This window comes from Streptomyces griseiscabiei (genome assembly GCF_020010925.1).
GTDB classification, from domain to species: Bacteria; Actinomycetota; Actinomycetes; order Streptomycetales; family Streptomycetaceae; genus Streptomyces; species Streptomyces griseiscabiei.
This window is the reverse complement of sequence record NZ_JAGJBZ010000003.1, coordinates 768,598-790,454: the sequence shown is the minus strand read 5'-3', so window position 1 is coordinate 790,454 and position 21,857 is coordinate 768,598. Positions and strand designations below refer to the sequence as shown.

31 protein-coding genes and 1 pseudogene are annotated in these 21,857 nt (G+C 71.0%); 18 read left to right on the top strand and 14 right to left on the bottom strand.

The window, feature by feature from the left end:
- Positions 1 to 10: 10 nt before the first annotated feature.
- The 6 genes from J8M51_RS37410 to J8M51_RS37385 all read right to left on the bottom strand — a co-directional run bounded on the left by J8M51_RS37410 (position 11) and on the right by J8M51_RS37385 (position 4,563).
- Positions 11 to 667, bottom strand: coding sequence for a TetR/AcrR family transcriptional regulator (locus tag J8M51_RS37410; protein WP_086758961.1), 657 nt, complete (start codon positions 665 to 667; stop codon positions 11 to 13).
- A gap of 61 nt (positions 668 to 728) precedes the next feature.
- Positions 729 to 1,118, bottom strand: a complete 390-nt coding sequence (locus J8M51_RS37405) for a DUF4229 domain-containing protein (RefSeq protein ID WP_256965523.1) — start codon at positions 1,116 to 1,118, stop codon at positions 729 to 731.
- A 129-nt stretch (positions 1,119 to 1,247) separates the two neighbouring features.
- Positions 1,248 to 1,772, bottom strand: coding sequence for a GNAT family N-acetyltransferase (locus tag J8M51_RS37400; RefSeq protein ID WP_086758959.1), 525 nt, complete (start codon positions 1,770 to 1,772; stop codon positions 1,248 to 1,250).
- A 261-nt stretch (positions 1,773 to 2,033) separates the two neighbouring features.
- Entirely contained in the window at positions 2,034 to 3,197 is a 1,164-nt protein-coding gene (gene mqnE / locus J8M51_RS37395; protein ID WP_086758958.1) for an aminofutalosine synthase MqnE, read from the bottom strand.
- A gap of 59 nt (positions 3,198 to 3,256) precedes the next feature.
- A complete protein-coding gene (locus tag J8M51_RS37390) occupies positions 3,257 to 3,712 on the bottom strand; it encodes an Lrp/AsnC family transcriptional regulator (RefSeq protein WP_086758956.1) in 456 nt (151 codons plus the stop codon).
- A 143-nt stretch (positions 3,713 to 3,855) separates the two neighbouring features.
- Complete coding sequence (locus J8M51_RS37385) at positions 3,856 to 4,563, bottom strand: UbiX family flavin prenyltransferase (RefSeq protein ID WP_216591288.1); 708 nt, start codon at positions 4,561 to 4,563, stop codon at positions 3,856 to 3,858.
- Between the two features lie 95 nt (positions 4,564 to 4,658).
- On the opposite strand from J8M51_RS37385, the gene J8M51_RS37380 reads away from it, so the two are divergent.
- On the top strand, positions 4,659 to 5,273 hold the full coding sequence (locus J8M51_RS37380) for a rhomboid family intramembrane serine protease (protein ID WP_216591289.1): 615 nt from the start codon (positions 4,659 to 4,661) through the stop codon (positions 5,271 to 5,273).
- Between the two features lie 219 nt (positions 5,274 to 5,492).
- On the opposite strand, the gene mqnP is transcribed toward J8M51_RS37380, so the two are convergent.
- Both mqnP and J8M51_RS37370 read right to left on the bottom strand, forming a co-directional pair.
- Positions 5,493 to 6,398, bottom strand: a complete 906-nt coding sequence (gene mqnP, locus J8M51_RS37375; protein WP_086763455.1) for a menaquinone biosynthesis prenyltransferase MqnP — start codon at positions 6,396 to 6,398, stop codon at positions 5,493 to 5,495.
- The gene (locus tag J8M51_RS37370) at positions 6,395 to 7,852 is read right to left on the bottom strand and encodes a menaquinone biosynthesis decarboxylase (protein WP_086763453.1); all 1,458 of its coding nucleotides are present in this window, start codon (positions 7,850 to 7,852) and stop codon (positions 6,395 to 6,397) included. The genes mqnP and J8M51_RS37370 overlap by 4 nt, the downstream gene beginning before the upstream one ends.
- Positions 7,853 to 7,970: 118 nt before the next feature.
- Here J8M51_RS37370 and J8M51_RS37365 point away from each other — a divergent pair, with 118 nt between their 5' ends.
- The gene (locus J8M51_RS37365) at positions 7,971 to 8,411 is read left to right on the top strand and encodes a PLD nuclease N-terminal domain-containing protein (protein WP_086763451.1); all 441 of its coding nucleotides are present in this window, start codon (positions 7,971 to 7,973) and stop codon (positions 8,409 to 8,411) included.
- Between the two features lie 45 nt (positions 8,412 to 8,456).
- Here J8M51_RS37365 and J8M51_RS37360 read toward each other — a convergent pair whose 3' ends face one another.
- Positions 8,457 to 9,509 (bottom strand): CU044_5270 family protein, encoded by a 1,053-nt coding sequence (locus J8M51_RS37360; protein WP_267299836.1) that lies wholly within the window; start codon positions 9,507 to 9,509, stop codon positions 8,457 to 8,459.
- Positions 9,506 to 10,264, bottom strand: a complete 759-nt coding sequence (locus tag J8M51_RS37355; RefSeq protein WP_267299835.1) for an RNA polymerase sigma factor — start codon at positions 10,262 to 10,264, stop codon at positions 9,506 to 9,508. The genes J8M51_RS37360 and J8M51_RS37355 overlap by 4 nt, the downstream gene beginning before the upstream one ends.
- Positions 10,265 to 10,360: 96 nt before the next feature.
- Between J8M51_RS37355 and J8M51_RS37350 the strand changes: the two genes are divergently transcribed.
- The 14 genes from J8M51_RS37350 (at position 10,361) to J8M51_RS37285 (ending at position 18,989) form a co-directional block, all read left to right on the top strand.
- The gene (locus J8M51_RS37350) at positions 10,361 to 11,167 is read left to right on the top strand and encodes a MerR family transcriptional regulator (RefSeq protein WP_267299834.1); all 807 of its coding nucleotides are present in this window, start codon (positions 10,361 to 10,363) and stop codon (positions 11,165 to 11,167) included.
- Positions 11,168 to 11,169: 2 nt separating this feature from the next.
- The gene (locus tag J8M51_RS37345) at positions 11,170 to 11,511 is read left to right on the top strand and encodes a gas vesicle protein GvpO (protein ID WP_086759702.1); all 342 of its coding nucleotides are present in this window, start codon (positions 11,170 to 11,172) and stop codon (positions 11,509 to 11,511) included.
- A 110-nt stretch (positions 11,512 to 11,621) separates the two neighbouring features.
- Positions 11,622 to 12,119, top strand: a complete 498-nt coding sequence (locus J8M51_RS37340; RefSeq protein ID WP_086759703.1) for a gas vesicle structural protein GvpA — start codon at positions 11,622 to 11,624, stop codon at positions 12,117 to 12,119.
- 8 nt (positions 12,120 to 12,127) lie between these two features.
- Positions 12,128 to 12,841, top strand: a complete 714-nt coding sequence (locus J8M51_RS37335; RefSeq protein ID WP_216870226.1) for a GvpL/GvpF family gas vesicle protein — start codon at positions 12,128 to 12,130, stop codon at positions 12,839 to 12,841.
- A 42-nt stretch (positions 12,842 to 12,883) separates the two neighbouring features.
- Positions 12,884 to 13,147, top strand: coding sequence for a gas vesicle protein GvpG (locus J8M51_RS37330; RefSeq protein ID WP_086759709.1), 264 nt, complete (start codon positions 12,884 to 12,886; stop codon positions 13,145 to 13,147).
- Positions 13,144 to 13,692: a hypothetical protein gene (locus tag J8M51_RS37325; RefSeq protein ID WP_086759706.1), complete on the top strand. Its 549-nt coding sequence runs from the start codon at positions 13,144 to 13,146 to the stop codon at positions 13,690 to 13,692. The genes J8M51_RS37330 and J8M51_RS37325 overlap by 4 nt, the downstream gene beginning before the upstream one ends.
- Positions 13,685 to 14,854, top strand: coding sequence for an SRPBCC family protein (locus J8M51_RS37320; RefSeq protein WP_267299833.1), 1,170 nt, complete (start codon positions 13,685 to 13,687; stop codon positions 14,852 to 14,854). Before J8M51_RS37325 ends, J8M51_RS37320 begins: the two co-directional genes overlap by 8 nt.
- On the top strand, positions 14,851 to 15,450 hold the full coding sequence (gene gvpJ, locus J8M51_RS37315) for a gas vesicle protein (protein WP_267299832.1): 600 nt from the start codon (positions 14,851 to 14,853) through the stop codon (positions 15,448 to 15,450). Before J8M51_RS37320 ends, gvpJ begins: the two co-directional genes overlap by 4 nt.
- A gap of 15 nt (positions 15,451 to 15,465) precedes the next feature.
- The gene (locus tag J8M51_RS37310) at positions 15,466 to 15,780 is read left to right on the top strand and encodes a gas vesicle protein (RefSeq protein ID WP_267299831.1); all 315 of its coding nucleotides are present in this window, start codon (positions 15,466 to 15,468) and stop codon (positions 15,778 to 15,780) included.
- Positions 15,743 to 16,198 (top strand): gas vesicle protein K, encoded by a 456-nt coding sequence (locus J8M51_RS37305; protein ID WP_267299830.1) that lies wholly within the window; start codon positions 15,743 to 15,745, stop codon positions 16,196 to 16,198. Before J8M51_RS37310 ends, J8M51_RS37305 begins: the two co-directional genes overlap by 38 nt.
- A gap of 29 nt (positions 16,199 to 16,227) precedes the next feature.
- Positions 16,228 to 16,689, top strand: coding sequence for a nucleoside deaminase (locus J8M51_RS37300; protein WP_086765143.1), 462 nt, complete (start codon positions 16,228 to 16,230; stop codon positions 16,687 to 16,689).
- A complete protein-coding gene (locus J8M51_RS37295; protein WP_267299829.1) occupies positions 16,682 to 17,686 on the top strand; it encodes an isopenicillin N synthase family dioxygenase in 1,005 nt (334 codons plus the stop codon). Before J8M51_RS37300 ends, J8M51_RS37295 begins: the two co-directional genes overlap by 8 nt.
- 129 nt (positions 17,687 to 17,815) lie before the next feature.
- Positions 17,816 to 18,610 carry a hypothetical protein gene (locus tag J8M51_RS37290; protein WP_236067987.1) on the top strand — a complete coding sequence of 265 codons (795 nt, stop codon included), beginning with the start codon at positions 17,816 to 17,818 and terminating at the stop codon, positions 18,608 to 18,610.
- The gene (locus J8M51_RS37285; RefSeq protein ID WP_086764582.1) at positions 18,603 to 18,989 is read left to right on the top strand and encodes a GntR family transcriptional regulator; all 387 of its coding nucleotides are present in this window, start codon (positions 18,603 to 18,605) and stop codon (positions 18,987 to 18,989) included. Before J8M51_RS37290 ends, J8M51_RS37285 begins: the two co-directional genes overlap by 8 nt.
- A gap of 24 nt (positions 18,990 to 19,013) precedes the next feature.
- Here J8M51_RS37285 and J8M51_RS37280 read toward each other — a convergent pair whose 3' ends face one another.
- The 4 genes from J8M51_RS37280 to J8M51_RS37265 form a co-directional block, all read right to left on the bottom strand.
- Positions 19,014 to 19,544 carry a DUF4232 domain-containing protein gene (locus J8M51_RS37280; RefSeq protein ID WP_086764585.1) on the bottom strand — a complete coding sequence of 177 codons (531 nt, stop codon included), beginning with the start codon at positions 19,542 to 19,544 and terminating at the stop codon, positions 19,014 to 19,016.
- Positions 19,545 to 19,738: 194 nt separating this feature from the next.
- Positions 19,739 to 19,969, bottom strand: coding sequence for a hypothetical protein (locus tag J8M51_RS37275; RefSeq protein WP_086764588.1), 231 nt, complete (start codon positions 19,967 to 19,969; stop codon positions 19,739 to 19,741).
- A 67-nt stretch (positions 19,970 to 20,036) separates the two neighbouring features.
- A complete protein-coding gene (locus J8M51_RS37270; protein ID WP_086764590.1) occupies positions 20,037 to 20,462 on the bottom strand; it encodes a DUF7848 domain-containing protein in 426 nt (141 codons plus the stop codon).
- Positions 20,459 to 20,623, bottom strand: a complete 165-nt coding sequence (locus J8M51_RS37265; RefSeq protein ID WP_236067985.1) for a hypothetical protein — start codon at positions 20,621 to 20,623, stop codon at positions 20,459 to 20,461. The genes J8M51_RS37270 and J8M51_RS37265 overlap by 4 nt, the downstream gene beginning before the upstream one ends.
- A gap of 169 nt (positions 20,624 to 20,792) precedes the next feature.
- Between J8M51_RS37265 and J8M51_RS37260 the strand changes: the two genes are divergently transcribed.
- Positions 20,793 to 21,752: a helix-turn-helix domain-containing protein gene (locus tag J8M51_RS37260; protein ID WP_086764600.1), complete on the top strand. Its 960-nt coding sequence runs from the start codon at positions 20,793 to 20,795 to the stop codon at positions 21,750 to 21,752.
- Positions 21,709 to 21,816 (top strand): annotated as a pseudogene (locus J8M51_RS37255) (DUF397 domain-containing protein); the annotation flags it as partial. The gene J8M51_RS37260 and the pseudogene J8M51_RS37255, both read left to right, overlap by 44 nt.
- Positions 21,817 to 21,857: the final 41 nt, after the last annotated feature.

The following is a 21,857-nucleotide window of genomic DNA, read 5'->3' as shown; positions in this document are numbered from 1 at the left end:
TACCCCCGGGCTACTTGGCGCCCGGTCCCGGGGGCGACGTCCAGGCCCGGCCTTCCATGAGGTCGCCCAGACCCGCCCACGCGAAGTTCATCAACGTCGCCGCGGTCTGACGCGCCGTGATGCCGGGCGTCACGTTCGCCCAAGCGGCCAGCGACTCCGCCGCTCCGACGAGCGCCTCGGCGAGCCCCGCGACCTCCCCCTCCGGCAGCGACGGATCGCTCCGGGCCTGCCGCGCCGCGACCAGGATCAGCCCCGTCACGAACGCGACCATCTCCTCCCGCATCGCCGCCACTTCGGCGGCGAACGGCTCCCCGTGCGTCCGCGCCTGGAGGTGCAGCACCGCCCAGGCGTCCGGATTGCGCGCGGTGTGCGTGAAGAACGCCCGCAGCCCTTCCCAGAGTTGACGGTCGGCGGGCAGCTCGGGGTCCACGCCCGCGCGTACGGCGGTGGTGAGCGCCTTGGCCTCGCGGCGGATGCAGGCCGTGAAGAGGTCTTCCTTGGAGTTCAGGTACAGATACACCAACGGCTTGGACACGCCCGCCAGTTCGGCGATCTCGTCCATCGACGCGGCCCGGTAGCCACGCTGCCCGAACGTCCGTACCGCCGCGTCCAGCATCTGCTGTTCCCGCACCGCGCGGGGCATCCGTTTGCTCTTCACAGCACCCATGCGGGCAAGCGTACGGTTCCGGCGTCGCGGACGGAGGGCCGCGACGGCGTGCGGTGACGCGCTAGGAGGCCTTGCCGGACGTGGTGGCCTTGCCGGACGTGGTGGCCTCGTCGGTCGCGGCGGCCTCGACCGGCTCCGCGGTCCCCTCCGAGGTCTCCGTCCGCGCCTCGTCGTCCGCCTCGTCCTCCTGGCTGCGGTTGGCCGCGAGGTTGGACTTGACGCGGCCGATGGAGCGGTCGAGGCGGGGGGCGATCTGGACGGAGGCCCGGTCGCGCTCCTTGCGGAGCGCCACGAAACTGATCGGCGCGGAGATCAGGAGGGCGAGGACGACCACCCACATGCCGTTGGAGGCGCCGAGGCCGCGCGGGGCGATCCCGGAGTAGACGAGGGCCCAGACGACCACGAAGCAGCCCACGAAGATACCGAGGCGCATCAGTGTGTAGCGGAGCATCTCAATCCAGTCTTCCGTACCCGTTCCGGACAGCGCCCCCGGCGTTCGCGGGGCATCGTCCAGTGAAGCACGGTCGGCGGGCGATCTTGCAGGGGGGTGCGGGCCGCGCGGTGCGGTCCCGGGCGGGGCTCAGGTCAGGGGCAGGAGCATCGTGATGTCGTCGCGGTGGTCGCCGGGGGCGACGCGTATCGCGCCGGGGACGCGGCCGACCTCCTTGTAGCCACAGGAGGCGTAGAAGTGTTCGAGGCCATGGCCGCCTCGGCAGCCCAGGCGGACGGCGTCTATGCCGTCGAAGCCTCGGGCCGCGGTCTCGGCGGCGGCCATGAGGGCGCGGCCGTATCCCTTGCCCTGGTGGTCCGGGTGGACCATGACCGTGTAGAGCCAGACCCAGTGGGTCATCAGGCGGTGGGTGTTGAAGCTGAAGAAGGCGGTGGCGGCGGGTGTGCCGGTGGCGTCCAGGCCGAGGAGGAGGCGGTGTCTGCCCTCCGCCATGGCCGTGAGGTGCTTGAGGAGTTCCGGACGGATCTCCTCCGGGGTGACCGGGGGGACGAAGCCCACCGCTCCGCCGGCGTTGGAGACGTCCGCCCAGAGGGTGAGGATGCCGTCGTGGAGGGTGGGGGTGAGGGGTGGGTCCAGGTGGAACGTAAGGGGCATGGGGTGACCGTAGTCATTACGTGCGGCTCGCCTCAAGAGGGATTCGCCCCCGCCGCCCCTACCCGTCCCATCCCTTCAAGGGGCCGCGCCCCTTTGACCCCCAGGCGTCCGTCCGGTGGGGGCCGGTCGCGCAGTTCCCCGCGCCCCTGACAAGCAGGGGCTGCGCCCGCTGCTTTTCAGGGGCGCCTCCCGTCGCCATTCAGAGCCACGGGGAACTGCGCGAGAAGCTCCACGCACCCACACGCGAACAACCGGACGGCCTCAGACCCGCATCGGCTGCGGGGACTCGCGGCGGGCCGGGTCCGGGGCCTCGTACTCGCGGATGATCTCGTACCTCGTGTTCCGTTCGACCGGGCGGAAGCCGGCGTCGCGGATGAGGTCGAGCAGGTCCTCGCGGGTGAGTTTGTTCGGCGTGCCGTAGTTGTCCGCGTCGTGGGTGATCTTGTACTCGACGACCGAGCCGTCCATGTCGTCCGCGCCGTGCTGCAGGGCGAGTTGGGCGGTCTGGACGCCGTGCATGACCCAGAAGACCTTGACGTGCGGGACGTTGTCGAAGAGCAGCCGGGAGACCGCGAAGGTCTTCAGGGCCTCGGCCCCCGTGGCCATCCGGGTGCGGGCCTGGAGGCGGTTGCGCACCTTGCCGTCCTGCACGTCGACGAAGTCGTGCTGGTAGCGCAGGGGGATGAAGACCTGGAAGCCGCCGGTCTCGTCCTGCAGTTCACGCAGGCGCAGGACGTGGTCGACGCGGTGGCGCGGCTCCTCGATGTGGCCGTAGAGCATGGTGCAGGGGGTCTTGAGCCCCTTCTCGTGCGCCAGGCGGTGGATCCGCGACCAGTCCTCCCAGTGGGTGCGGTGGTCGACGATGTGCTGCCGGACCTCCCAGTCGAAGATCTCCGCGCCGCCGCCGGTGAGGGACTCCAGGCCCGCGTCGATCAGCTCGTCCAGGATCTCCGATGCCGACAGCCCGCTGATCGTCTCGAAGTGGTGGATCTCCGTGGCCGTGAACGCCTTCAGCGAGACGTTCGGCAGGGCGGCCTTCAGCTCCTTGAGCGAGCGCGGGTAGTAGCGCCACGGGAGGTTCGGGTGCAGGCCGTTGACGATGTGCAGCTCGGTGAGGTTCTCGCCCTCCATCGCCTTGGCGAGCTTCACCGCCTCCTCGATCCGCATCGTGTACGCGTCCTTCTCCCCCGGCTTGCGCTGGAAGGAGCAGTACGCGCAGGAGGCCGTGCACACATTGGTCATGTTGAGGTGGCGGTTGACGTTGAAGTGGACGACGTCGCCGTTCTTCCGCGTCCGCACCTCGTGCGCCAGACCGCCCAGCCAGGCCAGGTCGTCCGACTCGTACAGCGCGATGCCGTCCTCACGGGTCAGCCGCTCACCGGAGCGGACCTTCTCCTCCAGCTCGCGCTTGAGCCCGACGTCCATGCCCACACCCTTCACCGATCAACCGCCTCTACGACCTCACCAACCGTACGCCTACCGCCCTACTCCTCCTCCGGCAGCTCACCCACCCGGTTCTCCCACTTCGTGGAGAGGATGATCGTCGTACGGGTCCGGGAGACGCCCTTCGTGCCGGAGAGCCGGCGGATGGTCTTCTCCAGGCCGTCGACGTCGGGGGCGCGCACCTTGAGCATGTACGAGTCGTCGCCCGCGATGAACCAGCAGTCCTCGATCTCGGCCAGCTCCCGCAGCCGGCTCGCCACGTCCTCGTGGTCGGCGGCGTCGGAGAGGGAGATACCGATGAGCGCCGTCACTCCGAGGCCGAGCGAGGCCGCGTTGACGGTGGCGCGATAGCCGGTGATGACACCGGCCGCCTCCAGCCGGTTGATGCGGTCGGTGACACTGGGTCCCGACAGACCGACGAGGCGCCCCAGCTCCGCGTAGGAGGCCCGGCCGTTCTCCCTCAGGGCCTGGATGAGCTGCCTGTCCACCGCGTCCATGCGATCGGTTGCCTTCCGCTGAAGAGTTGCGTTGCGTTGCATTGCGTTGCGTTGTGCAGTGAGTGAAGTCAGTGGTGCGGGGGGGTGGTACGTGGGGGGGTGGTGGGGGTCGACCGTATGTGGGTACGGCCGACTCGATCGCCTCAGTCGGTGCCTTGGGCGGCGCGGGCGCCGCCCATGTCGCCCTCCCAGCGCCGGTACAGGGTGTGCGGGACGCCCGCCGCGTCCAGCGCCCGTCCGGCGACGAAGTCCACCAGGTCCTGGATGTGCGTGGCGCCCGCGTAGAAGGCCGGGGACGCGGGCAGTACGGTCGCGCCCGCGTCGTCGAGGGTGACCAGATGGCGCAGGGTCTGGCCGTTCAACGGCGTCTCGCGTACGGCGACCACCAGGCGCCGCCCCTCCTTGAGGGTCACGCTCGCCGCCCGCTGGAGCAGGTCCTTGCTCAGTCCGAGGGCCACGCCCGCGACACACGCCGTCGACGCGGGGACGATCAGCATCCCCTTGACGGGGTACGAGCCCGAGGACGGTCCGGCGGCCAGGTCGCCCGCGCTCCAGTGCCGTACCCGGTCACCCCGGTCGCCCTCGACATCGACGGTGAACGTGCCGGGCTTGCCGTCGGCGCCGAGGGTCAGCCATGCGCGCAGGTCGTCGCGCCAGTGGGCGTCGCGGAAGGAGATACCCGTCTCGTCCAGCAGGGTCAGCCGCGAGGCCCGGGACACCACGAGGTCGACGCTCTCACCGGCGGCGAGGAGCGCGCGGAGCACCGCCGCGGCGTATGGGGTGCCGGATGCGCCGGACACCCCTACGATCCAAGGCGTACGCGGCGTCTCTCCTGGCTTGACTGGGTTCACGACACCGAGCCTATCCGGCGACGCGCGACGGGAACCGGTCAAGGGGGCCCGGCCGTTTCCTGGAGGGACGAGTGAGGTCCGGACGGGGGTTCGACATGGCTGGTGGGGTAAGAGGGGCACTGAGCCCGGAGCGTGAGTGGTCGCGCGGGGACCGTGCGAAGGCCGCGGCCAAGCTGATGGTGGGCTGGGTGGCGTTGCTGTGGCTGCTCGAAGTGATCGACGTGGCGACGGGGCACTCCCTGGACGAGTTCGGGATCGTGCCGCGTTCGGTGCCGGAGCTGGTCGATGTCGTGCCGGCCTCGTTCATCCACTTCGGGTTCGGCCATGTCGCGGCGAACAGCGTGCCGCTGCTGGTGCTGGGGTTCCTCGCGGCGCTGGGCGGGCTGCGGCGGTTCGTCGCCGTCTGTGCGCTGATCATCGTGGCCGACGGGCTGGGGGTGTGGCTGATCTCCCCGGACAACACGAACACGGCGGGGGCGTCGGGTGTCGTCTTCGGCCTCTTCGGCTTCCTCGTCGTCACCGGCTTCGTCGAGCGGCGGCTGCTCGGGGTGGCGGTGGGTGTGCTGGTCGCCGCGGTCTGGGGCGGGGCGATCCTCGGCGGCATCGCCCCCACCGAGACCGGCATCAGCTGGCAGGGCCATCTGATCGGGCTGGTGACGGGAGTGGTGGCGGCGTTCCTGTTCCGACGCCGGGTCACCACACCCGCGTGAGGGCTCTGCCGGACGGGGTGCGTTGTCGGGTACGTCGTCGGGTGCGGGTGGGTGGGGGCTGGTCGCGCAGTTCCCCGCGCCCCTGAAAAGCAGGGGCTGCGCCCCGTGCTTTCAGGCCCGCAGGGGCCTGGTCTTTTAAGGGGCGCGGGGAACTGCGCGAGAAGCCCCACCGGGCCGCACCCGCCGACGAGACCCGCACCCCCACCCCCCGAGGCGCACCTAGAACGTCAACCCCCGCACCACCAGATCCAGCAACGCACACACGAACAACGCGATCCCGATGAACCCGTTGACCGAGAAGAACGCCCGGTTCAGACGGGACAGATCGTGCGGCCGGACGATGCTGTGCTCGTACACGAACGCACCCGCCACGATCGCGAGCCCCAGCCACAGGAACGCACCCGCGTCGGTGAGGACGGCGTACCAGATGAACAGCCCCGTGGTCAGGGCGTGACAGACCCGCGCCGCCCACACCGCCGCCGGGACGCCGAAGCGCGCCGGGACCGACAGGACGCCGGACTCACGGTCGGAGTCGATGTCCTGGCAGGCGTAGATGAGGTCGAAGCCGCCGATCCAGATGCCGACGGCCAGACCGAGGACGACCGCGTCCCAGGACCAGGTACCGGTGATCGCGAGCCACCCGCCCACCGGCCCCATGGCCTGGGCGAGGCCCAGGATGGCCTGGGGGTAGTTCGTGAAGCGTTTGCCGTAGGGGTAGACCACCATCGGGATCACCGCGACGGGGGCGAGCGCCAGACAGAGCGGGTTCAGCAGCGCCGCCGAGCCGAGGAAGACCACGACCGCGATCAGCGCGCCGGTCCAGGCGTGGCGCACCGACATCGCGCCGGTCACCAGCTCACGGTGGGCCGTACGCGGGTTCCGGGCGTCGATCTCGCGGTCGATGATCCGGTTGACCGCCATCGCGAACGTGCGCAGCCCCACCATGCAGATGGTGACGAGGAGCAGCCGGACCCAGTGGACGTTGCCGTCCAGCTGGAACATGGCGGTGAGCGCGGCGATGTACGCGAAGGGCAGCGCGAAGATCGAGTGCTCGATCATCACGAGGCGGAGGAAGGCCTTGGTGCGGCCGGGCTGCTGCGGAATCGCCGCCGACGCGCTGCTCACAGCCCGTACTCCTTCCAGCGGCGGTCGACCAGCGCGGCCGTGGCCGGGTCCGACTCGACCATGTCCGGCCAGCCGCCGTCGCGGGTGTAGCCCTCCTCGATCCACTTCTTCGTGGCGTCGATGCCCGCCTTGCCGCCCCAGAACTGCTGGTAGGAGGCGTGGTCGAGATGGTCCACCGGGCCCTCGACGATCGAGAGGTCGCGGGAGTAGTCCGTGTTGCCGAGGGCCCGCCAGGCGACCTCGTGGAGGTCGTGGACGTCGCAGTCGGAGTCGACGACCACGATCAGCTTGGTCAGGGACATCATGTGGGCGCCCCAGATCGCGTGCATGACCTTCTGCGCGTGCTTGGGGTACTTCTTGTCGATCGAGATGATCGCGCAGTTGTGGAAGCCGCCCGCCTCGGGGAGGTGGTAGTCCACGATGTCCGGCACGATGATCTTGAGGAGGGGCAGGAAGAAGCGCTCCGTGGCCCGGCCCAGCGGCCCGTCCTCCGTCGGCGGGCGGCCGACGACGATCGACTGGAGCAGCGGTCGCTTCCGCATCGTCACACAGTCGATCTTCAGTGCGGGGAACGGTTCCTGCGGGGTGTAGAAGCCGGTGTGGTCGCCGAACGGGCCCTCGGGGAGCATCTCGCCGGGCTCCAGCCAGCCCTCGATCACGACCTCCGCCTGCGCCGGCACCTGCAGCGGCACCGTCTTGCAGTCGACCATCTCGATCCGCTTGCCCGAGACGAACCCGGCGAACAGGTACTCGTCGATGTCACCGGGGAGCGGGGCGGTGGAGGCGTAGGTCACGGCGGGCGGGCAGCCGAAGGCGATGGCGACCGGCAGCCGCTCGCCCCTCTTCGCCGCCACCGCGTAGTGGTTGCGGCTGTCCTTGTGGATCTGCCAGTGCATGCCGATGGTGCGCCTGTCGTGGCGCTGGAGGCGGTAGAGGCCGAGGTTGCGGATGCCCGTCTCGGGGTGCTTGGTGTGGGTGAGCCCGAGGTTGAAGAAGGAGCCGCCGTCCTTGGGCCAGGTGAAGAGGGCCGGGAGCAGGTCCAGGTCCACGTCGTCACCCTGGAGGACCACCTCCTGGACGGGCGCGCTGTCCGGCTTCACCTTCTTCGGCGGGATGTGCGCCATCGCGCCGAGCTTCCCGAACGCCTCGCGCACCCCCACGAAGCCCTGCGGCAGCTCCGGCTTGAGCAGGCCGCCGATCTTCTCGCTGATCTCGCCGTACGACTTGAGGCCGAGGGCCTTCAGCAGGCGGCGGTCGGTGCCGAAGACGTTCATCGCGAGGGGCATCGAGGAGCCCTTCACGTTCTCGAAGAGCAGGGCGGGGCCGCCGGCCTTGTTGACCCGGTCGACGATCTCCCCGACCTCCAGGTAGGGATCGACTTCGGCCTTGATGCGCTTGAGATCGCCCTCGCGCTCCAGTGCGCGGAGCAGGGAGCGAAGATCGTCGTAAGCCATGGGGCCAAGTATCCCCGAGGGGCTACCCTGACCCCGTCACGGGGCCCCGAGCACGGCCCCGATGTCACTTCCGAGGGCCGGCACACACGGCCCGCCACCGCTTCCAGGGGGCTGTTCCATGCTCAGGGTGTTGATGTACCTCGTGCCGCTGGCGCTGACGATCTACGCGTTCATCGACTGCCTGAACACCCCCGAGGACGAGGCGAAGCACCTGCCGAAGATCGCCTGGGTCTTCATCATCCTGCTCTTCTGGATCGTCGGGCCGATCGCCTGGCTCGCCGCCGGCAAGCTGCGGAACGTCCCCGAGGGCGGACGCACGCCCTCCGAGTGGCACCGCAGCCACCGCACCGAGTACGTCGCCCCCGACGACAACCCCGAGTTCCTGAAGTCCCTCGCCGAGGACAACAAGAAGGACGAGTCCCTCCTCAAGAGCTGGGAGGCCGACCTCCGCCGCCGCGAGGAGGAGCTGAAGCGCCAGGAGGAGGACCGCCCGAACAAGCCCGGCAACGGCGACCAGGGCGACGGCAAGGGCACGGGCAAGAAGGACGGCCAGGACTGACGCCCGCCGGGTCTCGACCGGCCGGCGTCTCAACCGGCCGGCGTCTCAACCGGCCGGTGTCTCCCCCACCTTGTCGACGACGCCGACCTCCAGCAGGGCCAGGCGGTCCGAGCCCAGGTACTCCAGGCTGTCCCGGTCGAAGACCCACACGGCGCGGTCGTGGCCCTCGCCGAAGGCCAGGCCGACGCCCTCGCGGCCGACGGCGTCCCGCGCCGCCCCGACGACCCGCACACCCGGGATACGGGCGGCGACCCGGTAGAGGGCGCCGTTCAGTTCGGGCAGCAGCTGGGCCCCGTCGAGCATCGTGCTGATGTACTCCAGCGCGGCCTCCTCGTGGGTCGGGCCCTGGCCGGCGGTGACGGCCCACACCTCGTCGTAGAGCTTGTCGGGGTCCGTGGGCAGCTCCCGCAGTCCGCCGTAGTAGCTGTGCTCCGGGTCGGGGGAGAGCGTCATCTCCTCCTCCTTCGCCTGCGTCCGCCTCAGAAGATCCTCGTCCTCCATCCCCTCCGGAATCGGCTGGCCCTCGGGCCAGGTGGTCCTGGCGAGGCCCTTCCGCTCGCCGTCGGCGGAGATCCAGTCGGTGCGCCGGAACGGGTAGTCCTTCCGCGCGTCCCGCGCGCTCTCGGCGTCCGCCGCGTCCTTCGAGTCCCGCGCGCCCTCGAACGCCTCGGCCGTGACGCCGGCCGTCGCCTTGCCCTGGGTCCTGATGTAGAGGAACTGGTCCTCGCGCACGGGCGTGGGTTCCCCGTCCGTGGCGACCGTGGCGATGCGCTTGAGCAGTCCGGCCGCCTCGTCGTCGACGGCGGGTCCGCCGGTGACCGCGTCGGTCGTGAGCACCGTCGCGAGGACCGCGGCGGCCACCCCGAGCGGCAGGGCGACCAGGGCGAACCGGCGCCACGGGCGGGAGAGCCGCGACCAGTGGGCTCCGGGGGCCGCATCACCGGCGCGCGCCCCGGTGATGCGGACGGTGGCCTCGCCGGTGATCTCCTGATGGAGGTGGTCGCCCAGCCGGGCCAGCCGGTCGTCCGGCAGCAGCGGGTCGCCCGGGCTGGGCAGCAGCCCGGCCAGTTCTTCGCGTTCTGCTTCCACGGGGTTCATCGGGCCCTCTCCTGTGCCTGTGCCTGCGTCTGTGCCGACCCGGCCGCGTCGGTGCGGCCACCCGGTGTCTGTCCGCCGCCGGGGAGAGGTCTCGGTTTCTCGCGCCGTACGGGCTGCCGCGCGAGTTCCGCCTCAGCGAGGCCGCGCAGGCGCTGCCGGGCGCGGGCCAGTCGCGACCGTACGGTGCTGACGGGCACGTCCAGGGCCTCGGCGGCGGCCGCGTAGCTCAGCCCCGACCACACGCACAGCGCGAACACCTCGCGCTCACGGCGGCGCAGCCCCGCGAGAGCCGCCCGCGCGGCGGCGAGCCGGTCGGCGTCCTCCATCCGCCCCACCAGCGCGTCGGCGAAGTCGGGCACGGTCTGGCGTTCGGCGGGGCGTTCCGGGAGCCGGGCGAGGGCGGCGCTGTGCCGGCGCGCGGCGCGGCGCGTGTTGCGCAGCACGTTCGTGGCGATCCCGAACAGCCAGGCCCGCAGACTGCTGTCCCCGGGGCCGCCCTCCCCGGGACCGCTCTCCCCCGCACCGCCCTCCCCGGGGTCGCACCCGGCGTTCTCGGCCAGTTCGCCGTCCGACAGCAGCTTCCCGCGCAGCCGCCAGGCCTCCAGGAAGGTCAGGGAGACGACGTCCTCCGCCGTGTTCCGGTCGGCCGTCAGCCGTGCGGCATGGCCGTAGACGGCCTGCGCGTGCTCCCGGAAGAGCCGGCCGAACGCTTCCGGATCGCCGTCCCGTACGCGTGCCCGCAATGAAAGTTCCACGCACTCCCCTGTCCGCCCGGCACCGGCCGTCCCTGTGGCCCCGGTCACACAGGAAGCGGCCCCCTCCCCCGCCGGACCGCCCTAACCTTCAACCCGATGCGCCCACCCGAACAACCCGCCCCCACCCCCGCCCGCGCCCCGGTTCCCGCCCCCACCCGGCTGCGGCCCGTCGATCTCGCCCGGCTCGCCGGGGTCTCCACCCAGCAGATCCGCAACTACGAGGAGGCCGGGGTGCTGCCGCCCGTGCCGCGTACGGCCTCGGGGTACCGCGTCTTCAAGGACGCGCACCGCCGGGCGCTGCTGACCTACCGGGCACTGTCCAAGGGGTACGGGGCGGTGGCGGCCACGCGGATCATGCGGACCGTGCACGAGGGGGACGTACCGGGGGCGCTCGCGCTGGTGGACGCGGCGCACGCGGCGCTGCACGCGGAGCGCGTGTCCTTGCGGGCGACGAGCGAGGCGCTGCGCACGCTGGCCGGGGAGCCGCCCGAGGACGACGTGCCCGGCACCGACCTGCTGATCGGCGAGGTCGCCGCGCTGCTCGGGGTGCGGACGTCGACACTGCGCGTCTGGGAGGCCGCCGGACTGCTCTCCCCGCGCCGCGAACGCGGCACCGGCTACCGCCACTACGCCCCCGACGAGGTGCGCGACGCCCGCTTCGTCCTCGCCCTGCGCCGCTCCCACTACCTCCTCGACGACATCCGTCCCGTCCTCGACGACCTCCGCCGCGAGGGCGGCACCGAGGCCCTGCGCAGTGCCGTCACCACCCGCCACGCCACGCTGACCGCCCGCACGGCGGCGATGCTGGAGGGGGCCGGCCACCTGCACACCTACCTGGCGCCACCCCAGGGGGTGGCATATGCCGCACATGAGGACGATGATGGACAAAGGGTAAGAAGGTGATGATGACGAACGGCCGCGAGTCCGAGAAGCGCCGTTCCTCGTCGCGGCGGCACGCCGATGACGACGACGCCGCCGAGGAACGGGTCTCCGCGCCCGAGGCCATGCGGAGCGCGCTGGAGCAGCTCACCGAGTTGCTGGGCCGCGCTCCCGAGTCCGTTTCCGCGCTGAAGCCGACCGACGAGGGCTGGGAGGCCCAGGTCGAGGTCCTGGAGCTGGAGCGCGTCCCGCAGACGACCAGTGTGATGGCCGGCTACCGGGTCGTTCTGGATCCCGCGGGCAAGCTGCTGGCGTACGAGCGCGGTCGCCGGTACACGCGCGCGCAGGTCGACCGGGGCACCCGCTGAGCCGACGAGGCCGCGGCCGTCGCCGAGAGGCCCGGCGCCCGCTGCCGCGGAACCGGTTCACGGCCCCCTGACGTACGGCTTCCCGTATCGGAAGGGAAGAGATCGTGACTGTGGTGCCGCAGGGCGAGGGCGGCGCCGTGGCCGCCCGTGGCGGTGGCTCGGGAAACCTCTACGACGTGCTGGAACTCGTCCTCGACCGGGGACTGGTCATCGACGCGTTCGTACGGGTCTCCCTGGTGGGCATCGAGATCCTGAAGATCGACGCCCGGGTGGTAGTGGCCAGCGTCGACACGTATCTGCGTTTCGCGGAGGCGTGCAACCGGCTGGACCTGGAGTCGGGGCGCAAGGCCCCCGCCCAGCTGACGGACATCGTCGGCGAGACCACCGAGTCGGGCGCCAAGGGCAAGAGCAAGGGGGCCCTCACGGGCGCGGTGGAGGCCGTCACCGAATCGCTGAAGGGGCGCGGGGACGACGACGAGCGCGAGTCCGAGCGCGACGGGCGCGAGAAGCGACGCGTGCGCTCCGGGGCGCGCAGCGGCACGAGCCGTCGTTCCTCCCGGCAGCGCGACGACGACGGCGACCGTGACGACGGGGACCGTGAGGAGTGAGCGAAGCGATGTCCGTGTACGTCTACGCGATCACCAAGGCGGCGCATCCGCTGGGCCTGGACGACGTCAAGGGCGTCGGCGAGGACCCGGCCGAGCTGCACGCCGTCAGCAACGGCGGACTCAGCGCCGTCGTCAGCGAGGCCCCCGAGGTGCTGACGGTCAGCCGCCGGGACGTCGAGGCCCACCACACCGTCCAGGAGCAGCTGTGGGCCGAGGGCGCCATCCTGCCGATGAGCTTCGGGTTCGTCGCCGAGGACGAGGCCTCCGTGGAGGCACTGCTCCAGGAGCGGGCCGAGGCGTTCTCCCGGCGCCTGGACGAGCTGACCGGCTGCGCGGAGTTCAACGTCAAGGGCGTGCAGGACGAGGACGCCCTGTTGCGCGCCGTCCTGGCCGACTCCGCGCGGGCGCGCGAGCTGAACGACGCGATCCGCGAGGGCGGCGGGACGTACGAGGACCGTCTCGCCCTCGGCGAACTGGTGGCCCAGGAGGTGCACGGCCGGCAGGAGGCGATGGGCCAGGCCGCCCTCGCCGCGCTGCGGCCGTACGCCCTGGCCGAGCAGCTCTCCCCGGCGTCGGAGCAGTACTTCGTGAACGCCTCCTTCCTGGTGGACGGCGAGAGGTCCGAGGAGTTCTCCGAGGCCGGCGGGGAGCTGGCCGAGGCCCTGGGAGAGGGGGTCGAACTGCGGCTGCGCGGACCGCTGCCGCCGTACAGCTTCGTATGACCGATGCGTCGGACCGATGCGTTGGACCGAGGAGGCGATGTGGTGGGACTGATCGGGACCATTCTGACGTTGCCGGTCGCTCCCGTGCGGGGCGTCGGGTGGGTGGTCGACAAGGTGCGCCAGGCCGCCGAGGAGGAGTACTACGACCCGGCACCCGTCCAGGAGGAGCTGGTGAGGCTGGAGCGGGCGCGGACCGAGGGACAGGTCGGCGAGGAGGAGTTCGCGCGGCGCGAGGAGGAGTTGCTGCATCGGCTGGAGGAGATCAGCGCCTACCGGCTCCAGCGGCAGAGGGAGACAGAGTCATGAACAACGCCACGATCGGCGCGGCCGTCCTCGGCGGATATCTGCTGGGGCGGACGAAGAAGGCCAAACTCGCCCTCGGCCTCGGCGCGTTGCTGGCCGGTTCCCAGGTCAGACCCGGGCAGCTGGGCAAGGCGGTGGACGCCCCGTTCCTCGGTGACCTCACCAGACAGATACGCAGCGAACTGACGGACGCGGGCAAGGCGGCGGCGACCTCCGTCCTGTCATCGAAGGCCGACAGCCTGGCCGGCACCCTGCACGAACGCACCGCCGGGCTGCGGGGACGGGCCGAGGAGAACGACGAGGAGGACGAGGGCGACAACGATGGGTCGGCGCGGCGCGGCAGTTCGGGCTCGGGCTCGGACCGGAAGAGCACGTCGCAGGCGAAGGGCGCGCCCCGCTCGAAGAGCGCACCGCAGTCGAAGAGCACCACGCGCCCGAAGAAGACCGCCACCACGAGCCGCGCCAAGAGCGGCAGCGGCAGCGGTGGCAGCCGCACTGGCAGCGGCAGCGGCAGCGGCACCCGGTCGAGGAGGCAGGACGATGGCTGAGGGCGGAACGGCGAAAGGCGGCTCGGCGGGCACCCTCAGCAGAACGCGCGACGAGTCCGACGGGCACGCGGGGTCGGGCACGTCCCGGCTGAAGGAGGAGCTGGAGGACTACATCGAGGCCCGGCTGCAGCTGATGCTCCAGGGCGTGGGCCACGGGCTCGGCGAAGGCGCGCGCAAGCTGGGCGACATGAGCACGGGGGCCCTGACGGCGACCGCCTCGCACGCCAAGGACGCGCTGGTCGACAAGGCGAAGGGCGTCACGAAGGGCGTCACGGGCAAGGCGAAGGACGCCGTCGGCGACAAGGCCGGGGATGTCACGGGCAAGGTCACCGAGAAGGTCACGGAGACGGTGAAGGACGCCGTCGGCAAGGGGCACGGCAAGGACCCCTCGGGCGGCAGCGGCAAGGGGCACACCATCATCGAGGACATCGACGTGGGTGTGCCGGTGCGCGAGGCGTACGACCAGTGGACGCAGTTCCAGGAGTTCCAGCGCTTCGCCAAGGGCGTGGTCGGCGTCGAGCAGAAGGACGAGGTCACCACCCAGTGGCACGTCAAGGTCGCCAAGTCGAACCGGCACTGGCGCGGCAGCATCACCGAACAGGTGCCCGACGAGCGCATCGCGTGGACGTCCGAGGGCGAGAAGGCGACCACCAGGGGTGTCGTCACCTTCCACCCGCTCGGCGACAACCTCACCAAGGTGCTGCTCGTCCTGGAGTACTTCCCCAAGGGGCTCTTCGAGAAGGTCGGCGGGCTGTTCCGGGCCCAGGGCCGCCGCGCCCGCCTCGATCTGAAGCTCTACCGCACGTTCGTCATGATGCGCGGCGAGGCCACCGGCGGCTGGCGCGGCGAGATCCGCGACGGCGAGGTCCAGGAACCGGAGGAGGACGACGACGAGACCGCCGAGGCCGAAGCCGACGACGACGACGACGACAAGGACGGTGAGTGGGAGGACGACGAGGGAGAGGCCACGGACGAGTACGAGGACGACCGCGACGACACCGATGACGACTCCGCCGGCTCTGACGACGACGAGACCGCCGAGGACGAGTACGAGGAGGACGAGGAACCCGAGGGCGAGTACGAGGAGGAGGACGAGGAGGGCGCGTACGAGGACGAGGACGACGACGAAGGGCGGGGGAAGGCGAGGTCGAGTGAGCCGTGACCCCGACCCCGTCCGACTCCCCCGTTCCCTCCACCTCACCGACGCGGAGCCCGTACCCGTACGGCGGCGGTCAGGGCTCCAGCGCCAACCTCGCCGACATCCTCGAACGGGTCCTCGACAAGGGCATCGTCATCGTCGGTGACATCAAGATCAATCTGCTCGACATCGAGCTGCTCACCATCAAGCTCCGCCTCCTGGTGGCCTCCGTCGACAAGGCCAAGGAGATCGGCATCGACTGGTGGGAGCACGACCCGGCCCTCTCCTCCCGCGCGACCCGCTCCGACGGCCGCCGCTCCCTCGCCGACGAGAACGAGCGGCTGCGCGCCGAGGTCAGGGAACTGCGCGAACGCGTCGAGGAGCCCCCGCCGGAGCTGTCCCGGAGCCGCCCGAAAGAGCCCCGCACGGCCGAGCGCCGCACCGCCGAGCGCCGTGCGCCCGAGCGCCGCAAGGAGAGCCGTCCGCGCTCCCGGCCTGCCGAGCCCCGCCCCAAACGCCGCAGGCCGGTGAAGGACGACGACATCGACGACATCGAGGACGCCGAGGTCGTCGAAGCCGAGGAAGCCGACGACACCGACACCGACGAGGACCGGCGCTGAGAGGGGCCGCCGACGATGAGCGCGTACGGCGACCACGACGCCGCCTCCGCCTACGACGTCCACGACGACTACGACCGCCCCATCAGCGGACGGCAGGTCGCGCTGATCGACCTGCTCGACCGGCTCCTCAGCGGCGGTGTCGTCCTCACCGGGGACCTGGTCCTCAGCGTCGCGGACATCGACCTGGTGCGGGTGTCGCTGCGCGCGGTCATCGTCGCCGTACGCGAACAGATGGACGAGCAGTGGGCGTTGGACCTGCCGGAGCGGACGCCCTTGGAAGGAGGCGGCGCACATGACGACCCCCCGGGCCCCCCGGACCCCCCGGTCTGACAGCGGCCCCCCTGCCGACCGCCTCCGCGAGGTCGGTGAAGCCGCCACCCGCGCGTTCTCCCTGCTGCCCGCCCGGCCGGAGGACGTCTCCCCGCCGCCCGCCCCCGGCCGGTCCGGCACCGGCGGCGTGGCCCGCCGGCTGCGCACCGACCCCGACACGGTCGAGCGGGACCTCGTCCGGCTCGTCCTCACCATCGTCGAGTTGCTCCGCCAGCTGATGGAGCGCCAGGCCCTGCACCGCGTCGACCAGGGCAATCTCACCGAGGACCAGGAGGAGCGGCTCGGCATGACCCTGATGGTCCTGCACGACCGCATGACGGAGCTCTGCGACCGCTACGGCCTCACCCTCGACGACCTCAACCTCGACCTCGGCCCTCTGGGCACCCTCCTCCCGGCCGATCCGGCGCCGCGCACGTGATCCCGGCGCGTCTCGGGCAGTGTGTCGCCATGGACCAGGCACAGGACCAGGCACAGGCACGCGCATGGCTCGTCACCGCCGTCGAGGAGGCGCGGGCCGGGCTCGCGGAGGGCGGTGTCCCGATCGGGGCCGCGCTCTACGGGCCGGACGGGACCCTGCTCGGGCGCGGGCACAACCGCCGTGTCCAGGACGGCGATCCGTCCACGCACGCGGAGACGGCCGCGTTCCGCGCGGCGGGACGGCAGCGGACGTATCGCGGTACGACGATGGTGACGACGCTCTCGCCGTGCTGGTACTGCTCCGGGCTGGTGCGGCAGTTCGGGATCTCACGGGTGGTGGTCGGGGAGGCCACGACCTTCCACGGCGGGCACGACTGGCTGGCCGAGCACGGTGTGGAGGTCCTGGTGCTGGACGATCCGGAGTGCGTGGCCCTGATGCGCGACTTCATCCAGCGCGAACCGGCTCTGTGGAACGAGGACATCGGTGAGTGACCCTGTGACGACGACACCCGAGACCCCCGGCGGCCCCCGCCCCCGTATCCCCACCATCGATCTGCGCCCCTGGGCCGACGGCGGCCCCGAGGACCGTGCCCGGATCGCCCGGACCGTCGACGAGGCGCTCCAGAGCGCCGGTTTCCTGCTGGTCACCGGCCATGGCGTCGATCCGGCGCTCCGGACGCGCATCCGGGAGGCCGCGCGCGCCTTCTTCGTACTGCCCGTGGCGGCCAAGCAGGCGTACGAGGTGAAGGTCGGCGGACGCGGCTGGCTCGGGCCGGGGGCCGAGGCGAACGGGTACGCGGAGGGTACGGAGACCCCGCCGGACCTCAAGGAGTCGCTGACGTTCGCGACGCACGAGCCGTTCGACGACCCGGTGGTGAACGCGGAGTGGTACCGGCCGAACGTCTGGCCGACCGAGGTGCCGGACCTCCGCGCCCTCTGCGAGGAGTACCTGGCCCGCATGGGCGAGCTGGAGAACCTGCTGCTCTCCCTCCTCGGTGAGGCCCTCGGCCTCGAACCGGACTTCTTCTCCCGGCACATGAGCCACCCCACCTACGGCTTCAACATCAACTGGTACCCGGGTACGGAGATCATCGGTGACCCGGAGCCGGGCCAGTTCCGGATCGGCCCGCACACCGACTTCGGCACGGTCACGATCCTGGACCGGCAGGCCGGGAAGGGCGGGCTGCAGGTGTACACGGACGACGGCGGCTGGGAGGACGCCCCGTTCGACCCGGACGCCTTCACCATCAACATCGGTGATCTGATGGCCCGTTGGACCGGTGACCGCTGGCGTTCCGGCCGCCACCGCGTTCTGCCGCCCCCGGCCGACGAGCCCGCCGAGGAGCTGATGTCGCTGGTCTACTTCGGCGAGTGCACCCCGGGCACGATCGTGGAGTCGGTCCCGGCGCCGGTCGGCCGCGTGGCGCACCCGCCGGTGGACTCCCACGTGTACCTGCGGGCACAGCTGGACTCGATCACGGTCGACTGACCGGCGGTCGACTGACCGGCGGTCCTCAGCCCTCAGCCCTCATCTTGTACCGAGTGTTTGACACAAGATGAGGGCTCACGGCATCTTGTACTCACCGCTTGATACAAGATGATCCGGGGGGATCTCCGCATGCTCGACACGGCCCCGCTCCAGCACCGGCTGCTCGACCACGCCGACCACTACGCGCGCTGGTCCGGGCTGGCCGTCGGACTCATCGCCGCGCAGGCGCTGTCCACGCTGGGGCACGTCGAGTTCGAGCAGCGCGTGGTGTTCTGCCTCACGGCCTTCGGCCTGTGCGCGGTCGCCGGTGTCCTGCTCGCCGACGCGCTCACCCTGCGCCCGCAGGACGCGGTCCGCACGGCGAGTCTGGCCCCGCGCCTGGTCAGAGACCATGTGCCGCCGCACATGGGCCCGTTGATCGTCCTCCAGGGGGTCTCCCTCGCCGTCCTGCTGGTGATCACGGCCGCCACGGCGACCGTCGACCCCGACCGGATTCTCAGCACCGGCAAGGTCGTCGCCGTCACCTGCAACGGGATGCGCGCGACCCTCGGCCCCTGGCCCGGGCTGTACTACAGCCTCCCGATGTTCGGCGCGCTCGCCATAGCGACCCCGACCTGCGTCTGGGCCCTGCGCCGTATCGCCCACGGGCCGGGCGGGGAGCAGCAGCGCCGCGACCGCGCGTGGGCGGTCACCGGGGCCTGGGGCCTGCTGGTGTCGAGCCAGCAGCTGTACGCCGTGCTGATGATCTCCGTCTCGCTGACGGAGACGGGCTGCGCCGGGGTGCTGGGCGCGCTCACGTTCTGGGTGTTCTACCCCTTGGCCCTGCTGAACCTGTTCACCGTCGTCTGGTCCCTGGTCACGGTCGTGGCCCCTCGCGCGGTCGAGAACGAGGCGACCGAGGGCGGAGCACCGGACGATGAGTGACCCCGCCGTCCGGGTCGACACCACGAGCCAGGTCCCGCCGTACGAGCAGATCCGCGCGCAGCTCGCCGCGCTGATCGTCACCGGCCGGCTGGCCGAGGGCGAACGGCTGCCGACCGTACGCCAGTTGGCCACGGACCTCGGTCTCGCGCCGGGTACGGTGGCCCGCGCCTACCGCGAGCTGGAGGCCGGCGAGCTGGTCCGCACCCGCCGGGGCGCCGGCACCCGGGTCGCCGCGCCCCGGACCGGCCCCGCCCGCCCGCACACCGTCCAACTCGCCACCCTCGCCCGTGACTTCACGTCCTCCGCCCGCGCGCTGGGCGCCGACACCGAGGCCATTCTGACCGCGGTGCGCGACGCCCTGGGCCCGGACCGGCCGTGAGCCCGTGAGACTCGCGGCCTCCGGTCAGAACCCGATCGGGTTGAGGTAGGTGGCCGGGTGGGTGGCGGCGTCCTGCTTGAGGATCTGGCCGCCGAACGGCCACGCCAGCGTGAAGGACGTCGTCTCGTTCGGCGGGGTGACGACGAACTTCGACGGGACGAACTTCTCCGCCTTCGGCGTGGACTTGGCCACCGGCAGCAGGGTGATGCTGAAGTCCACCGTGTCGCCCTGCTCCAGGGTGAACTTCACCGGCGCCTTGGAGGAGCGCACCAGCGACCACGTGCCGTCGGTCGTCTGCGCGCCGACCATGTCGACACCGGCGAAGCCGGACAGGGTGCAGGTGCGCGCGCTCTTGTTGGTGAACCAGATGTACGCCTGGGTCTGGTTCTCCGTCTGGCCCATCTCCGGCGCCGCGTCCTCGCCCGTCGCGAAGCCGGCCTTCAGGTCGGCGGTGTGGCAGCGGGTCGGCGCGGCGGCCGACGCCGGGACGGCGGTGGCGGCGGTGCCGGCGACGACGACAGCGGCCAGGGCCACGGCGGTGAGCTTGCTCTTCATGGTGTGTCGGGTTCCCCTCGGATACGGCCGGCACGCGAGGTCGGTGCGTGCCTACGCGGCTTACGCGACTGAAGATGCGCGATGCCCGGAGGAGGTTCGGTGACCGGAGGATTTCTTTCCGCAAAAGCCAACTTGCTTGGCCTATAGGCAAGTTGAGCACATGCGGCATACACCGCACGTGCCGCACACGCGCCTCAGTCCCGCCGGTTCCGGAACGCCACACCGAGCGCCACACCCGCACCGCTGCCCATCGCCACACCCACACCGATGCCCATCGCCAGCCCGGTCGCCAGGTTGTCGAAGACGGCCACCCCCAGCGCGATCCCGACCGCGGTGCCGGTCAGCATGCCGACGGACAGACCGACGGCGACGGATGCCGCCTCCGGCTGGCCCCCGGAACCCGCTCCACTCTCATCGTTCGCCATATGATCATTCTGTCGAACCGGCCCGCACGGGCAAGCGCCGAAACGGCCACGTTCCCGGCCGCCACGTTCACAACGGCACCTCCTCCAACGGCTCCAGCACCGAGTAGTCCCCGAAGCTCCGCCGGTAGCGCAGATGCCGGGTCTCCTGTGTGTGCCGCCGCTGCCACTCCTCCACGCCCGCCGGATCGTGGTGCACACCCGACTCCGCCCCGCACTCCGTCTCGTCGCCCGAGACACACCGCGCCTCGTACTCCGGCTCCGCCGTCGCGTCCTGCGCGATGACGTACGGCACGTACCGGAACACACGGCGGGCACCCCCGACGGTGTGCTCCCGTCGCTGATGGTGACGGAGCAGCACGTTCGCGTCCGTCTCCGCGCTCCGGTCGTACCGGGCCCGCGCCTCGTCCCGCCGTACGGCCAGCTCCGCGCACGCGGTGCATCCGGTCACCGGAACGGGCGGCGGACCCAGGGGCTCAAGTTGACGCAACGTCACACCCTCCTCTTCGTACGGCGGTTGGCCGCCCGGAGCTGTGCCCCGATCCGCTCGGCCGGGGTCGCCGGCCGCAGCGCCGCCGGGTCGGCCTCCCACTCCCGGCCGCCGCCCACCGGTCGCAGCATCGCGTACGGCCCGACCCTGTCCCGGTACTCACCCACGCGCCGCGTCCGCGGATCGTAGACAAGCTGCCCTTCTGGTTCCACGCGCACTCCACAGCCATCTCTGTCACTCTGGGTATACACAGCGTTGCCGAAGGGAACGCTCGCAATCAATGCGGGACGTGTGGCACTGGGCTTTGGCACGTGGACATCCGAGGGGGACGTGACCATGCGACGGAACGCGGAGGGGGCTCCCGGCGGGGCGAGCAACGCGGCACTGTTCGGCGAGGTGTTGCGCCACTACCGCGAGGGTGCGCTCCTGACGCAGGAGGCGCTGGCGAGGCAGATCCCGTGCGATCGGTCGCAGGTCGCGAAGATCGAGGCGGGCACGAGGGTCCCGAGCGATCAGTTCGCGAAACGGTGCGATGAAGTGCTGGACACGGGTGGGGTGTTGGCCCGTATGTGGGAGAAGATCGACTGGTATCCGGAGGTCCAGCATCCCGATTGGTTCGCGCGCAGGGTCGAGTTGGATGAGCAGGCGGTGGCGCTGCGGGCGTATCACGAGCAGCTCATCCCCGGCCTGTTGCAAACTCCGGGCTACGCACGCGCGTTGTTCTCCCTGGTCGCGACCGGTGACGAGCTGGAGGAACGAGTCCGGGCGAGGATGAGCCGCCAGCCACGCTTTCTGGACGACGGCGGCCCTTTGTATGTCGTGATCCTGGACGAGAGCTGTCTACGCAATCCGGTCGGGAGTCCGGAGATCATGCGTGAGCAGTGCGCGCATCTCCTCAGTGCCGGGCAGCGCCCCAACATCCGTATCCAGGTGGCGCCCACAGGCGCCTATGGGCTCGTCCGCCCCAGGGTCTCCATGTCCCTGATCGAACTGCCTGATGAGCGGTGGATCTACTCGGAATCGCAGGGCCGTGGCCACTTCATCAACGATCCGGAGCTCTACGCCAACGGCAGCCGGATTTATGATGTGCTCAGGGCGGACATCCCATCAGCCCGTGAGTCTGCTGCCCTGATCAGCAACGTGATGGAGGGGTACGAGCAGCATGGACAGGTGCCAGCTGAGCGCGGCGATCTGGATCAAGAGCAGTCACAGCGGGGAGGACGGCGGCGACTGCGTCGAAGTCGCCCCCGCTACCCACGCCACCCTCGTCCCCGTTCGCGACAGCAAGAACCCTGACGGCCCCGTATTGGTCATCAGCCGAACCGCCTGGCTCTCCTTCATAGGCACTGTTCGGTCATAGTTCGCCCTACTCCGAAACAACCGCCCCTGTCTCCCCAGCTG